Consider the following 15,839-nt stretch of genomic DNA (forward strand, 5'->3'; position numbering starts at 1 on the left):
GGGTGTGCCCGGGCTTCGGCTCGGGCACACCCCGCTGTCGTGTGGGTGTGGTGGGTGGCGCGGTCGATGGGATCCGCGGTCGGTGGGATCAGGTCGCCACCGGCTGCTGCTCCTTGGGCTCCTTGGGCTCCCTGGGCTCCCTGGGCTCCCGCGCCTCCCTCGGCATCATCATGCGGAGTTGGAGGAGATGGTCCACCACGGTCATGGCGGCGAGTACGACCGTGGCGGCGGCGAGCGTGGCCCAACCGGTGCCGGCCAGTGGGGCGGTCAGCGGTACGACCACCACAGCCGCGCCGATCCGTGCCGCGATCGAGCCGGTGCCGAGTACGTAGCGATGCCAGGCGTGGCCGAGCAGGAAGACGGCCACACCCGTACCCAGCCACCAACGGTTCGTGTCGGTGCCCAGGTGATGGATGCCGTCGGAGATGCCGGCCGCGACCAGCACGATGCCGGCGATCATCACCGCGTGGGCCAGGCCGAACGCCACGTACCCGAGCATCTGCCGGCGCTCCACCGACGCCTCGGACATGGCCCGTACGGTGCGTTCGTCGTCACCGCCGAAGTAGGTCCACCAGATGCCGGTGGCGACCGCGATACCGAGCAGGATGCCCCCCGCGAGCTTCCAGTCGACCGGTCGCCCGCCCGCGCCGATGCCGACCGCCACGACCGACTCGCCGAGCACGATCAGGATGATCAGGCCGTGGCGCTCCACGAAGTGGTGCGGCTCGACCACGAATCCGCGGATCCGGCCGATCACCATCGACAGGTACAACACCGTCACCGCACCGGCCCAGCACACCCAGGTCCCGACGTCGGACAAGTGCGGCGCGATCAGGATCAGTACGCCGCCGACCGCGTTGAACGGGGCCAGCCGCAGGATCCCGGCGCGGGCCGACGGCTCGGCGGCGGTCAGGAACAGCGCGACGTGCATCCCGACCGCGACGAGGAACGCGAGTCCGAACGCCCAGCCGTCGGGGTCGAACGCGTACGGCAGATCCAGGCCCATCACGAAGAACGCGGTCATGGTCAGCGCGAGCAGCAGCCGATGCACCACCGCGTCGGGCCGCACCGCGTTGGTCAGCCAGCTGAACGCGCCGAACATCCACCACAGCGCGGCCAGCGGCAACATCCCCTGGAACAGGCCGGACCAGCCCGGGTGGGACTCCACCTGGTGGGTCGCCTGGGTGAGTACGAAGACGAAGACGAGGTCGAAGAACAGCTCGATCGGCGTGACGCCGGTGGACTGCTCCAGTTCGTCGGGGGGTTCGATCGGGTCGTGCGGGAGGTCCATGGGGATCGAGAGGGCCGGCTCGGCGGTGGGCGGTTCGGCGGGGGCCGTGGCCGGGTCGGCGACGGTCGTGGTGCGTGCGTCGCCGGTGGTGGTTGGCGGGTGGTCGTGCGGGTCGCGATCCGGTGGGGTCGGGGAGGGGTTCATGCGGTCACTTCCAGGTGTCTTGCGAGCATGCTTCCTTCGATCCCGACACGCGTCGCGGCCACCGGCCGCGAGCCGGTCGGGCCGCCCGAACCTGCGCGGGTGGTCGAGTTCGGGTCGTACGTGCGAGGGCCCATCATCACCGCGCCGCGCGTTCGGGGACAGCGGAAGTCATCACGTTCGCGGTGGGCGTATCCCGGACGCGCGGAGATGGGCCGGGATGTGCTGCGGCGGACCGGATTTCTTTCCGGTCCGCCGCGGGGGTGGGGGCTCACGCGCACGTGCGTATGTGCGATGTACGCGCGTGAGTGGGCGAGTACGCGCGCTTGGGTGCCTTGGTGCTTGGGTGCCTTGGTGCTTGGGCTTACGAGCACAGGATGAGCAGCGAGGTGACCACCGTGCACGATGCCGACGAGGAATTGTTGCCCGGGTTGGGGTCGTTGGGTGTGCTCGCCGTGCGGGTCGCGGTGACCTCGTAGCCGAGGCCCAGGTTGAGCAGGGCGACCGGGGCGGTGAAGTGGCGGGTGGTTGCCGCGCCCTTGGCCAGCGGGCCGACCGTGCAGGTGACCGTGCGGTTGGCCACCGCGCAGTCCGGTGAAGTCGCGGTCATCGGGGACGGCAGCGGCGCGGTGACGGTCGCCGAGGCGAGTGTGTTCGGGCCGCGGTTGGTAACGGTGACGGTGTAGTCGATGTGTGCGCCGAACAGGCCGCCGACGCCGTTGGCCTGGAGGGCCACCGACACGTCGGCCGCGCTCGCGATGTAGGTGTAGCGGTCGGCCGGTACGGTCGCGCTGGTGCCGCCGGCCGTGGTCACCCGGACGTCGACCTGGCCGGCCGGACCGGGCGGGGCGGTCGCGGTGCAGGTGGTGGCGGTGCAGGTCACGGCGGTGGCGGGGCGGCCCGGGCCGAAGGTGATGCCGGTCGCGCCCGCGAGGTCGGTGCCGGTGACGGTGACCGCCGTGCCGCCGGTGTCGGGGCCGGAGTTCGGGCTCACCGCGGTGACCGTGGGGGCGGGCAGGTAGGTGTAGCGGTCGGCGGCCGAGGTCGCACTGGTCCCGCCGGGGCCGGATACGGTGATGTCGACGGTGCCGGGTGCGCCGGGGGGCGCGGTCGCGGTGAGGGTGGTGTCGTCGACGACGGTGAACGCGGCGGCCGGGGTCGTACCGAACACGACGGCGGTGGTGCCGGTCAGGTGGGTGCCGGTGACGGTCACGGAGGTACCACCGGCCGTGGGGCCGGAGTTGGGGCGTACCGACGTGACGGTGCGCGGTTGCGGGACGCCGACGACGACTATGCCGTAGGGGGTGGAGCCGACCGGGACGGTGGCCACCACGGTGTCGGTCGTGCCGTCGATCACGGACACGTCGCCGGACTGGGTGTTGGTGGTGTACACATATCGGCCCGCGACGTGCAGGGTCAGGTTGGCCGGGTACGCGCCCACCGCCACGCTGTCGACCACCGTGTTCGTGCCCAGGTCCACCACCTTGACCTCGGCCGGGAACGCGGAGACGTACGCCCGGCTTCCGGTCGAGTCCACCGCGACGTTGCTGGCGTCGGTGATCGGCACGGTCGCGACGAGCAGGCCGCCGGCGGTCAGGTCGAGCGTCCACAGTCCGGACTGGTTGTCGACCACGTACAGCCGACGCCCGTCGGGACTGAGCGCGGCCCCGTCGGGCGTACCGGGCAGCGTGATGGTCGTGCCGACGACGCCGGTCGCGGCGGTGATCACCGAGACGCTGCGTCCGGCGTTGTTGACCGCGTACACGTGTGCCCCGTCCGGCGCGGCCAGTACCGCGATCGGGCCGGTGCCCACCGCGATCGTGGCGGCGACGGTGTCGGTCGCCGTGTCGACGGCGAGGACGGAGTTGCCCTGGGCCACGTACAGCCGGGTGTCCGTCGGATCGATCGCCATCGCGAACGGCCCACCGCCGGTGGCGATCGTGGCGACGACCGCATCGGTGGCGGTGTCGATCACCGAGATGCCGCCGGAGTCGAAGTTCGCGACGTACACCCGGGTGCCGGCGTGGTTCGCGGCGAGCCCGTACGGGCCCCGGCCCACCGGGACGGTGGCCGTGGTGGTGTTGTTCGCGGCGTCGATGACCGAGACCGTGTCCGAGCCGGAGTTGGCCACGTAGACGGCCACGCCCGGGTGGGCCGCGGCGGCGGGTACGGCCTGGGCGATCAGGCCGGCGAGCACGAGGGCCGCGGCGGCGACGAAAGCGATCAGCCGGCCGGGCAGCGGAGGGCGGGTCCGCGGACGGTGGGGTCGGATCGAACGGTGGGGCCGGGCCGGGCGGCGCGGGTGCCGTAACCCGTCGGCGGGCTCTGCGAGATCGTGTGACATCGGGATCCCCTCCCTGACGATGGAGCGCACCCGGCCGGCTCCATCGGGGCACACCGATCCCCACCCCGCAGTGCAGCACTCGGGCCCCCACCCGAATCCGGCGCCACGCCCGGCAACGGTGCCGAGCCGTGGTGCCGGACGGCCGCGAATCACGGATCGCGATTCGTCGGTGCGTCGCCCGAAACGTACCGGGTCGGCGGGCGGTGATGCGGCCTTAACGGCGAAATCGCCTCATGGGGGCGGGAGTTGATGTAGAGGCGCTGAGGTGGAGATCGTTGGGGCGGGGATCGAGGGCGGTCCGCTCAGTCCCTGGGCAGGTATACCGTCCGGCCCTGGGCGCGGGCACGCAGCGCGGCAGGCACGCGCGGGGCGACCGTACTCGGCAGCAGTTCCGCGGCCCGCTCGACCGTGACGAACGCGTGGTCGTCGAGTTCGTCCTCCTGGATCCGGATGGCCGCGATCCGGTCGGGGGAGAACGTACCGCCGTCGAACATCCAACCGGTCAACGGGCGGGGCCGGGGCTCGAGTTCGGGTACCCAGTCGACCACCAGCAACTCCCCGACGGCGACGTCGAGCCCGAGTTCCTCGCGGAGTTCGCGCGCGCAGGCGTCGTGGGGTGATTCGTTGCGATCGACGAAGCCGCCGGGCAGGTTCCAGTAGTCCCGGTAGTTGGGTTTGACCACCAGGACCCGGTCCTCGGCGTCGGTGATCAGCGCGGAGGCGGCGGCGTAAAGGGAGGGCAGTTGCTCGTACCACTGCTCGGGCGGCAGGAAGTCTCGGGTCATTTCGTCGAGCCTAGCGCCGGGCCAGGGCTGCGGCGGCGGGGGCTGTGGCGGCGGGGGCGGCGGGTGGTGGGGCGGCGGGGCGCGGGCCGCGTGGGTACCGGGCCCGGCGCCGAGTCACCGCCGCAACGCCGGCACGACCCCGCCGGCCTGGAGCCGGCGGGGCCGTGGAGGGCCGCTTCGGTCGATTCTCGGGAGCGGGTCAGTCCTTGGGAATGTACGTCGGACAGGTCGAGAACGCGTTCTGCTGCACGCAGGTGAACAGTGCGTTCCACTTGCTGCTGCTGTCGGCGACGGCCGTGGTCAGCGCGTCGCCGCACGTGTCGTCGGAAAGACCCCAGAGGGATCCGTCCGGCCAACCGGCCTGACGAGTGCGCGTTTCGATCGTCGTGAGGCATTCCGCGCTCGGGTTGTAGCGTTTCACCTCGTTGATGAACTCCAGATACTTGGGGTTCTGGAGCACGTTGGCCTGCGTGACCAGGGTCTGCCGGGCCGCGTCCTTGGCCTGCGGCGACGCATTCGGGTCCTGCAGCGTCGCGGTCGCCTGCGTGGCCGCCGTCGCGGTCGTCTGGATGACCTTCTGGATCTGCTGCTGGTCCGCCGGCTTCTTCGGCGCCGTCTTCGGGTCCTTGGAGGCGAGCAACGCGTCACTGATCAGCGTCACGACCTGGATGGCGAACCCTCGGTCGGCCGCCGGGAAGGTCGGACTCTGGAGCCGTACCATGATCTGGGCCACGCCCTGCGCGGTCTTCAGATAATCGGCTCGCTCCCCCACGGCCAAGTTCGGGTCCTGACTCCGCCGCAGCGCCTCGTTCACGCCCTGCACGACCTTCGTGTACAGCGCCCGGTCCGGCGCCGACGTCGTCGGGTCCTGGATGGCCTTCAGCGTTTGATTGATCGCCGAGACGGCCTCGGCGTACCTGTTCCGGTCCTCGGTGGACGTGGACGGATTCTTGATCGCGTTCACCGCCGTGTTCAGGCCCTCCTTCAGCTTCTGCTTCACATCCGGCGGGACGTTCAGTTTGTCGATCTCGGCCTCCACCTCCCGCTTCGCGCCGTCCGGGTCCGTCTTCGGATCCGGCGGCGGCGCGACCTGTTGCAGCTGATTGGGCGGATGCGACGATCCGCCCGGACCGGGTGTGCTCGGCGTCCCCGACGAGGGGGTGCCCGGGGCGCTGGGCGTGCCCGTCCCCGGCGTGTTCGGCCCGTTGGGGGAGTTCGGGGTCTTCGGCGCGTTGGGTGTGTTCGGGGTGTTGGGCGGGGGCGGTGTGTACGCCGGCGCCTGCGGGGTGTTCGGCGGTTCGGGGGTGTCGGCGGGTATGCGGCTGGTGGCCTGGCCGGGCGAGGCGACCTGTGGCGCGCCGGCCGCGGCGGCGGCGGTCGGCAGCGCCAGTGCGGCAGCCAGACAGGACGTGCCTACGATGCGGGATATCTGTCGCCGGGCAGTTTTGGACATGACGAATCCAGTCGAGTGGGGACGTTGCTGCTGTGCCGTTGTCGTCTCGGCCGCTGTCGGCTCGATCACCGAGGCGGCTGCCTGCAGGCACCGGAGACCTCAAGCCTCGACGGTGCGCATGTGACGGTGCACGTGTATCGAACGGTGCACGCGTGACGGTGCACATGTGTCGAACAGTGCACGGGGATCGACAAGAACAACTCTTCGCCCGTCCCTCGCCCGTCGCAACTCCGACCCACGCCGCCGGGCGGATGCCGGAGGTGTGCGGGGGTGGTGGGCGCGAACGGTGTGTAGGCGGTGGGTCTCAGGTGGTGGTGAAGCGGTCCCGGCGCTCGCCGTGCCGTCGGGCCGGCGGAAGCCCGCGGCCGAGGTCGTTCGTCGGCACGCAGCCGGACAGCGGCCAGGGCGCCTTGAGAACGGGAGACCCCGGGGACCGATCGCATCCGGCAGCGGGCGCAGCCGCTCCTGCGGGACCGGCCGGTCGAGGCTCAGGGCGATGGCGATGGCGACGGCGAGGCCGTGGAGCACGTCGTGACCCAGGGCCACGGTGGGACTCGGCGTTGTCCCGCAGCGCCGCGACCGGCTCGTCGGTGGACAGCGCGGCCGTGTCCGCGCGGGCACGGCGGTCGGTCATGCGGTGAAGGCTGTCGCGTACCTTGACCACCTCCGGGCGGAGCCGAACCAACGAGCAGCGGAAGCCGAGCGACATGTCCGCTACCATTTCGCGCGCCCCAACCCGCGCACCGGGACGGGGAGTTCCAGTGTGCTCGATAGAAAGTCCGTCGAACACGGCGGCCGATTCCCGACGTTCGGCCGCGGAGGCGGCCGCGAGCGCCGGGGGTCGCAGCAATCGCTGCAATACTTCATCGCCGTCGTCGAGGAGCCCAAGTTCACCCGCGCCGCCCCGGGGCGAGCCGGACATCGCGCTGGTCGGCGTGGTGGTTCCGGAGCCTCCGGCCGGGGGCGTCCGGATCGTGGTCGACGAACCCGTAGTCGCGGTGATGGCTCCGGGCGAAATGTTGCCGACGTCGGGACGGACCACCCTCCCCCGGCCGCGCGGAAGCGGGTTGCGCGGGGTGTTGGAACGCGCGTGCGCGGAGGCGGGATCCCGGCCACGGATCGCCTTCGAGGCCGCCACTCCGCTGCTGCTCGCCCAACTGGCCGCCCGTACCCGAGCGTTGCGGTGGTACCGGCCCCGCGTCGGACGCGGCGACGGCCGCCGGACTGCGCACGCCGGAGCTGATCCGGCCACGCGCCCGGGGCCGGATCGCGCCGGTGGAATGGGGGCGCGGAGTCTCGCGGCGGCGAACGGTGCCGTCCGGTATCGATTCGTATCGCGTCGTATCAAGTCGCGTCGTATCGAGTCGCTCGATCCCGAGTCGAGCCCTCCCGCGCCGTCTCGCGTCGTCTCGTGTCGCCCCGCGCCGTCCCGTGTCGTCTCGTCGGCTCAGCCGGCGGTCAGACCGCTGTCGTTGTGCAGGATCGCGCCGTGTACGTTCCGGGCCTCCTCGGAGGCGACATACGAGAACATCGCCGCGATGTCCTCCGGCTGCGCCATCGGGCGCGGCGTCATGGCGCGGCCGACCAGGTCCCAGTCCACGTCCGCGGGCATCTGGTAGTTGGCCACCAGGTTGGTGTCGATACCGCCCGGCGCGATCGCGTTCACCCGCAGTGGCTGCTTGGCGAACTCCCAGGCCAGCGACCGGGTCAGCTGAACCACGGCGCCCTTGCTCATGGTGTAGACGACGCCGTACGCCAGGCCCATCACACCGGCGTTGGACGCGATGTTGACCACGTTGCCGGACCGTTCGAGCAGGTGCGGGATGGCCGCCTGGCACATGAAGAAGTAGCCGTCGATGTTGACGCCCATCATCCGCCGGTAGTCCGCCTCGGTGACCTCCAGCACGTGCTCGGCCCGCGCGATGCCCGCCACGTTGCCCAGCACGTCGATCCCACCGAACTCCGCCACGGCCGCCGCCACCGCGGCAAAACACTCGTCCCGTACCGCCACGTCGGTGACCCGAGTGGCCACCTTGCCCGCAAGCCCGACCGCCGCCTCGGCGGTCTCGGCCAACGACGCCGCCGCGATGTCCAGCGCGAACACGTTGGCCCCCTCCGCCGCCAACCGCAACGTGGTGGCCCGCCCGACCCCCGACCCGGCTCCGGTGACCACCGCGGTCTTACCGTCGAACCGGCCGGACACATGGGCTATCGACATGCGTTCACTCCATCGGACGAGGATTCGGAAGACGGATCGAAAGGGCACGACAACGCACCCACGACCAGAGGTGACGGATCGTGCCACAGCCAAGTTGGGGAAACCAGACCCACTTCCCCACCCCTCACCGCCAACCGACCGGCGGTGTAGGAGCAGGTGTGCTGCCGCACGAAAAGCAGCAACGGTGGATGCGAACGTCCATCGGCCGTGTGCGCTCCCCACCGAAGCGATGGGCACCCGATCGAGCCCAGGCCCGCCCCTCGGGACCGAACTCCACCGCTGCTCGCTCGCCGGGTCCCCACGTCCGCGACCGGGTGGGACAGCACCTCGTGCGGGCACGGGGCGGCAAGCCCGTGACCGCCCAGCGCGAAAATCCTCACGCCACAGACCCCGGCGCACACATGAGAAGGGCGAGACGAAGAGAGAGGAGAAGGGAGAGGCAGGGCGTACCGACACCCACGACGCCTGCCTCGGCTTCGCCGCCTGTCCCGTCACCCACCGACAAGCGAAACGCCTTCGTCAGGACTCGGGACTACTGAAGCCGAGCCGTCATCCGGATGCCCCGCTCAGGACGATCGTCGCGGAGGAACGATCCAAGTAGGCACCCGCCCCGTTGTACGACCACCGGCCGTGTTCGGGTACGAGCGAACGCAAGGCGCTCGGCATCTCCTCCATCGGCGGTCCGGCGATCGCCTGCCACTGCCCCCACCCTTCCGCGGCGACGGTATCCGCGAGATGAACGACCCCGTAGTAGCCCCAGTCGTGCGGCCCCGGCACCGTCACACGCCCCGTGTCGGGCGCACCCATGGCCCGGACACACCACTTGGCGGAGGTCACGGAGCCCAACTGCGGGAACACCGCCAACAGATCGGCTGCGACGGAACTCGTCGGTTCACAGCGGTGCGCCGCCTTTTCGTCCTTGTCGTCACCGTCTCCGAGGCCGCACGCGCCGATCAGCATTCCGGCCGCCATCGTGATCCCCACAACGACCCTTCGCGCCGTGTGCGTCATCCGACCTCGTCCATGCGCTCGTCCCCCGACCTCGGCACCGAACCGACACCGAGTCTGACATCGAGACCACGGCCGATACATCCAACCTGGTGCGTAGTTCGTGCGGGCCACCCGGCTCATCACCCGCAGACCCGACCCGCACGAGCTGCCGACCCCCGGCCACGTCAGCACCCACGCGTCGGGCCGCCGACCATGAGCACCGCACCACCTCCGCCCGCGCACACCGTCCGGGAGCCGGCCGGGGCGTGCACGACGCGGTAAAGCCTCCCAGTCCGCCCCCGACCCGGGCATCCACCGAGCCGCCCACTCTCGGGCGTGCCCGCACCCAGTCGCGCCGTCCACGATTGGGCACCGCACCGGCCGGCCCGCGCACACCGGCCGGGAGCCGACCGAAACCGGCGCGACGCGGTAGAACCTCCCAGGCCGCCCCCGCAACTTGAACGGCCACCAAGCCGCCCATGCGCGGCGCGTCAGTGCCAACGACCATGGCCAACCGTGGTGATCGCCGTGCGGAGCACGGAGTGTGGCGAAGCCGCCAAGTGTGGGTCGGAGGACCGGAGCAAAACTGGCTGCGGGTCGACCGCAGCCGGCGCGACGGAGCAAAGCCTCCAGACCGCCCTCCTCGACTCGGACGTCTACGAGCCACCGACCCCCAGGCGCGTCAGCGCCCACGGCTCGGGCCGCCCCCGGGATCGACGCGCGCAGCGCGGAGAGCGGCGGAGCCGCAGAACTTGGGCTGGGTGACCCGGAGCGAAGCGGAGGGGCACACAGCCCCGAGCGAGGGGCCGCTTTTCTGCGGAGGAGCGAAGCGGGGGAGCAGAAAAGCGGTCCCTCGCGAGCCGGCGCGAAGCGCCCAATAAGAAGCAACGCCGCGAACACGACTCCGGCACCCCGAGCCGCCCTACTCACCCCTCAGGCTCCCGCGACCACGGCACCCGACTCAGGCAAGCCGCCCACTCCCCACGCGCCTCGGCCCCATCCCGCAACAACCCGCAACCCTGGCAAGCCGCCCCGCTCCGCAACGACCCAGGCCCTGCCCACGGCAACGCCCAACCCCAGCAAGCCACTCCGCTCCGGCCGCGACTCAGCCCCCACACCACAACCCGCCCCGCCCCCGACGACCCTGGCAAGCCACTCCGCTCCGCCATGGCTCCGGCCCCCACCGAAACCCCGCCCCAGCAAGCCACCGCCTCACCGCGACTCAAACCCGCCCCACAACGCACGGCCCCGGCGAGCCGCCCGCCCCTGACGACTCGGGCATCACCGCGCGCCTGGCAAGCCACCCGCTTCGCCGCCACCCAAGCCCCTCTCCGCAACGCGCGACCCTGGCAAGCCATCCCGCTCCGCTGCGAATCAGCCGGCGCCGATCACCGCGAAGCGCACGCCGCACCGCGCCGCGCGTCGAGGTAGGGCCTCGGCGAACGGCCGACAACGGGCCGCCATCGCCTCGGCGTTGGACTCGTGTCAGATGCCGGCGTCGCTGAGTTCGGGGTCGTCGGCGTGGTTGCGGCGGGCGTCGAGTTCGTCCTGGGCCAGGCCGAGGAGGCGTTGGCCGGTTCGGCTGCTGACGCCGAGGCGGCGGCCGACCTCGGCGCCGGTCACGTCGGCTTCGGCGGCGAGGAGGGCGACCAGTCCGAGGATCCGGGGGTCGCGACGTGCGGCGCTGGTGAGCGGGGTGCCGTCGACGGCGTGGCCCTGGCGCGGGAAGTCGTAGCCGGGCGTCGCCTCGACGGCGGGGGACGCGGTGTCCGAGGGCGCTGTGTCGGCATCGGCATCGGCGACGGCGCTCCGGCGGTCGGCCCCCGTACCCTCGGTCGCTCGTGGTTCGGGGATCGTGTTCGGCGACGGCGCGTCGGCCGGGAGTACGTCCGACACCGTCGGCCGCGTCGCGGCCCGGCGGCGCGCCGTGTCGGCCTGGGCGTCCCGGGCGGCCTCGGCGCGAGTCGACCCACTGCGCGCATCGGAACGCGGCGCAGGGCCGTCGGCGCGCCGTCCCCGATCCGCGCCCGCATCGTCGTCGTGGGGAGCATGCGCCTCACCCGGTGACCCGGCCGCAGCCCGGTGACGCAAATCCGTGACGTCGGCCGCGATGGCGGCCGACGTATGGTGATGCACATCGCCCTCGGCGGGCGCCCGCGAAGCCCCCCGCGACCCGGCGCCCTTGGTGACGCCGACCAGCCCCGGATCCGGCGACACGACACCCTCGTCCCGGCCACCGTCCGCCGAGTCCGGCCACGCTACCGTCACGTCCCGCCGCCCACCGGCGCCCGAGCCGCCTCGGCGAACCTCCGTACCCTCCGGCCAATCCGCCACCACCCGGCGCCGCGCCCCGACACCGCCGGACGACACGGCAACGACACCGGCATCGGCATCGGCATCGGCATCGGCATCGGCCGCACCGGACACCGGCACCTGCCCACCCGTCTCCTCCGGCCACGCGGCCCCGGCCACGCCATCGGCCGACTGCCGGTGAATGTCCGACCCGCCATGCGCCGTCCCGGGCGACACGACACCAGCCTCACCGGACACCGACACCCGACCCCTCGTCTCCTCCGGCCACGTGGACGCCGCCGCAACACCAGCCGGCCGCCGGCGAGTGTCCGACGCGCCATGCGGCGTACCGGACACCCCATGGCGGCCGTCCGCCTCCGTCGGCCATCCGGTCACCACATCGCGACGCGTATCAGCTGCACCGGACACGGGGCCACCGGACACGACGCCACCCGACACCGCACCACCAGCCACGGCGACATTCGCCACCGGCCACTCGGTCACCAGGACGCCGCGTGCCGCCGAGTCGTCGTCGACCGGCTCCCGGCGGATGTCCGACGCGGTCGCTCGGCCGGCGGGCGCGTCACGGCCGACGGCCCCGCCCCCGGCACCCAACGGCACGACATCGGCCGCGTCCGTCGGCCGCCGGCGCATGTCCGACGCGGCCACCCGACCGGCGGACACCTCATCGGACACACCACCGGACACCGCGACACCGGACACCGGCATCCGGCCGTCCAACTCCCCCGGCCGACCCGCCAACCGCCCGTGGATGTCCGAGGCGGCCGACCCGCCCGCAGGCACTTCGCGAGGTGCATGCGCAACGCCTCGCGACGCCACGCTAAGAGCGTCCGAGCCACCCGCGACACCGGACACAGGGACGCCCGTGGATGCGCCGGCGTCCGGGTGTCCGGTGTCCGACGAGGCGTACATCCCGTCGTCCGGACGCAGTCGACCCGGCCCCGCCACCGCCTCGAATCGCCCTCGATCGTCGCCTACCTCGTGACGAAAGGGCCCGACTGCGGACACCACCGCCGATCCGTGGCCGAGATCGTCGTGTCGGCCATCACCGTTCGGCGGCACCGCACCGGCGCCCGCGCCCGCGTCGCCCACACGCGGCCGTGGCATCCTCGGCGTCAGCGCGGCTTCACCCACTCGCGGGGCGGCGGCCCCCGGCGCAGGCCACGTCATCGTGGCCAACCGGCCGACGTCGACCAGGACTCGGAGCTGGGGAAGCACCGCGGCCTCCACCTCCGCGTCGGCCAACCGCACCCGGGACGCGGTGCGTTGGGCAAAGGCCTCGGCGCGGCGATACCGGCGGTCGATCCCGCGTACCGACCGCGCCGACGCCCCACCCGTCCCGGCACGCGCGTCTCTGGCCTCCGTGGCCTGGCGCAGCCGGTACAGCGCTCGTGCGGCACGCCGCTCCCGGACCCGCTCGGTCGCGTCGGCCGCGCCGAGGTGTTCGTCGCTCGCCAGTTCCGCCAGGACCAGGACCCGCTCGATCGGGTGCAACCAGCGGATCCAGCCCACCCGACGGTCGGCCCGCGCGGTCCGGGCGTGGCGCTCCTCGGCCAGGCCCAACTCCCACAACACCGCCGCGATCGGCGCCCAGATGCCCAACGCGAACATCTCGCCGAGGCCGGCCCCCTCGCTGGCCGACATCGACGCCGACAACAGCGCCAGAACCCACACCAACGCCCCGGACAACCCCGCCGCCGCGCCCCGCGAGGCCCGCCGCCGGGCCCGCAACGCGCAAACCACCGCGGCGAAGTCCAGCGCGACGAAGGGCAGATACGCCCACGGCCCGGTCAGGCCCATGACGTCCCGACCGAACTTGCCCAACTGCGCCGCCGACAGGCCCGCCGCAGCGGCCGCGACGCCCGCCGTCAGCAGGTCTTCGACCCGCCGGCCGCGCCGATCCCGGGTCGCGGCCCGGTCGCTCTCCAGCGCCTTCCGGGACTCTTCGGGCAACGCGGCGACCCTGGCCCGCTCGGCGACGGCCCGGCGGCGGGCCCGTTCGATCAGGACGGCCGACGCGAGCACGACGAGGGCTCCGGCCAGGTAGGGCCAGTCCCGGGACCAGTCCCAGCGCGCGAGGTCCAGCATCTGTACGACAACTCCTTCGTCCCGCGCGAGGCACGGGTCCGATTCGGGAAGTGCTCGTGTCCGTGGGTGATACGACCGCAGGAAAGGGCCCGAATCACCGGCGGGTGATCCGATCGAAGGTCGGCGCAACGTGCGATTCGGCCACCGAACCAAGCCCGCTCCCGGGGCAATCCGATCAGACGCCGCAGACATCCCGACCGCCACAACGCTCCGGACACAGGAACTCCGGCCACGCAGGAGCATGTACCGCCCAGGCCACCCAAAGCCGCCCTGGCAGCAGCCCACCCGCAGCCGACCGAATCCCGGCGAGCCCAAACGAGTCCAAACAAGTCCAACCGCAGCGAAGCAAGCCCAACGACGGCCGGCCAAATCCCGGCGAGTCCAAGCGAATCCAACCGAGTCCAATTGGACTCACCAAGGCACCGCCGCCGGCCGGCCACCATCGCCCAACAACCATCACCAGGCAGCCCACTGCCACTGCCCGGCAACCACGCGACAGCCAAGCGTCACCCGTCAGCCATCAACAACCAACGGCCAACGACCACCCGTCAACCGCCAAACCGGCAACCACTCGCCCTACGCGCTCAAGGCATCCTCATCCGCGCCCCGCCCGCCCCGCGACCCGTCGCCGACGTCCCCATCCGCCTCCGCAAGCTCCCGTCGAACCTGGGCAACCTGCCGCTCCAATTCGTCGAGATACGCCACCGCCGCCGCGCGATCCTGCCGCGCGAGCGTACTCAGCCAGCGGCGCGGGATGGTGTCCGCGGCCTTGGCCGTGTAGTCGACCACCCGCTCGCCCTCGGGCTCCGCCGGTTCGATGCCGAGCGAATCGAGGTAGCGCCGCACCTGCTCAACCGCGGCGGCAGGCGAGAACGCATCCCCGATGGCGGCGACCGCACCCCGCAGCACCGACGCGGTCAGCGGCACGAACTCGGCCTCCGCGACCGTGCGATACACCGTCACCGCGGCCTCGTTCCCGTACCGCCCCGCCAGCGGGACCAGTTCGCGCACCTGGGCCTCGTTCACCGCCTTGAGTCCAATTGGACTCAACGCCTCGGCGATCGGCCACGCCTGGATCAGCCGGTCCGCATACCTACGCTGCATGTCCCAGCGATCGAGGCAGTACTCCTCGAAGCTCTCGTAACGCGTGCGGTACAACCGCGCGTCGCGAACGATCTGAAGCGCCTTGCCCGCCGCCCAGAACGCGACCCGCAACGTCTCGATCGCCGCCTCACACGCGGCCAGTTGCCGCTGCTCGTCGTCGATCAGAACCGGGCTGTCCGACAACGGCCGGAACGGCGTGGGCAGTTCCTTGGCCATGTCGGCGGCGGTACGCAGTCGACGCGGCTCGGCGGCCGTCCGGGGGGTACGCTGCCGGCCCATCAGAGCGCCTGCTCGATCGCGAGGGCGAGCTTGTAGAAGTCCTCTCGGGCACGCAACGCGGTACCGCTCTCCTTGTATTGGGTGACCACGAGCCCGCCCTCCGCCGCATGAGCGTGGATCTTGTACTTGCGAATCGGTTCCCGCGCCCGCGGATATCCGCGTTCGTCTATCCACGCCTCGACCCGCGCCCGGTCGGTCTCACCGTCGCGCGGGTCCCACAGGTTGACCACCGCGATGTACGGGATCCCGCGCGGCTTGAGCACCCGCTCGATCGTGTACTCACTGGGCGACCAGCTCATGAACTCCGGCGTGATCGGTACCACCGCCAGGTCCGCCACTTCGAGCATGTCGCGCAGCGCGTCCGCCGCCGCGCCGTGGCCCAGCGGATCGGTGGCGAGTTCGGCCTCGGGGTCGGTGTCCATGAAGCCGGGGCTGTCGACCACGATCCGGGCAACGCTCGGGTCGGCCTTCAACTCGGCCAGCATGCCGGGCTTGCCCTTGGTGGACATGTAGTCGAACGGCAGCAGTTCCTCGGGAACGCGGTCCGCCCAGTCCTCCATCGACCCCTGGGGGTCGATCCCGCAGGCGACCACAGGCGCGTCGGCATCCGGATCGATCGGCCCGGTGGGGGTGAAGTTCTGACCCTGAACAGCGGCCAGATTCACCGCGATCGTGCTCTTGCCGACACCACCCTTGCGGTTGATGACGACCACGACTCTGGCTTTCGACGGCGGCGCCGTCGACCGGCGGGCAGGGCTCATCTGGGACCTCCGTTGGCTTCCCCATAACGGGTACTCGGACACCACCCAGCATGCCAGACCCCCACGGAGCAA

General features: G+C 71.8%; 9 protein-coding genes. All 9 read right to left on the reverse strand.

The window, feature by feature from the left end; translation table 11 throughout:
- Positions 1 to 88: 88 nt before the first annotated feature.
- On the reverse strand, positions 89 to 1,435 hold the full coding sequence (locus tag ACMXN5_RS39585) for a low temperature requirement protein A (RefSeq protein ID WP_439679728.1): 1,347 nt from the start codon (positions 1,433 to 1,435) through the stop codon (positions 89 to 91).
- 361 nt (positions 1,436 to 1,796) lie between these two features.
- Positions 1,797 to 3,776 carry an IPT/TIG domain-containing protein gene (locus tag ACMXN5_RS39590; RefSeq protein ID WP_439679729.1) on the reverse strand — a complete coding sequence of 660 codons (1,980 nt, stop codon included), beginning with the start codon at positions 3,774 to 3,776 and terminating at the stop codon, positions 1,797 to 1,799.
- Positions 3,777 to 4,078: 302 nt separating this feature from the next.
- Positions 4,079 to 4,561, reverse strand: coding sequence for an NUDIX domain-containing protein (locus ACMXN5_RS39595; RefSeq protein WP_439679730.1), 483 nt, complete (start codon positions 4,559 to 4,561; stop codon positions 4,079 to 4,081).
- A gap of 199 nt (positions 4,562 to 4,760) precedes the next feature.
- On the reverse strand, positions 4,761 to 6,083 hold the full coding sequence (locus tag ACMXN5_RS39600; RefSeq protein WP_439679731.1) for a hypothetical protein: 1,323 nt from the start codon (positions 6,081 to 6,083) through the stop codon (positions 4,761 to 4,763).
- Positions 6,084 to 7,461: 1,378 nt separating this feature from the next.
- A complete protein-coding gene (locus ACMXN5_RS39605) occupies positions 7,462 to 8,232 on the reverse strand; it encodes an SDR family NAD(P)-dependent oxidoreductase (RefSeq protein WP_380003988.1) in 771 nt (256 codons plus the stop codon).
- A 549-nt stretch (positions 8,233 to 8,781) separates the two neighbouring features.
- On the reverse strand, positions 8,782 to 9,204 hold the full coding sequence (locus ACMXN5_RS39610) for a hypothetical protein (RefSeq protein WP_439679732.1): 423 nt from the start codon (positions 9,202 to 9,204) through the stop codon (positions 8,782 to 8,784).
- A 1,503-nt stretch (positions 9,205 to 10,707) separates the two neighbouring features.
- Positions 10,708 to 13,623 carry a hypothetical protein gene (locus ACMXN5_RS39615; protein ID WP_439679733.1) on the reverse strand — a complete coding sequence of 972 codons (2,916 nt, stop codon included), beginning with the start codon at positions 13,621 to 13,623 and terminating at the stop codon, positions 10,708 to 10,710.
- A gap of 576 nt (positions 13,624 to 14,199) precedes the next feature.
- Positions 14,200 to 14,943: a hypothetical protein gene (locus ACMXN5_RS39620; RefSeq protein ID WP_439679734.1), complete on the reverse strand. Its 744-nt coding sequence runs from the start codon at positions 14,941 to 14,943 to the stop codon at positions 14,200 to 14,202.
- Between the two features lie 62 nt (positions 14,944 to 15,005).
- The gene (locus ACMXN5_RS39625) at positions 15,006 to 15,767 is read right to left on the reverse strand and encodes a ParA family protein (RefSeq protein ID WP_395793279.1); all 762 of its coding nucleotides are present in this window, start codon (positions 15,765 to 15,767) and stop codon (positions 15,006 to 15,008) included.
- Positions 15,768 to 15,839: the final 72 nt, after the last annotated feature.

Origin of the sequence: Embleya australiensis, assembly GCF_051903075.1 — a bacterium.
In the GTDB taxonomy this organism is placed as follows: domain Bacteria; phylum Actinomycetota; class Actinomycetes; order Streptomycetales; family Streptomycetaceae; genus Embleya.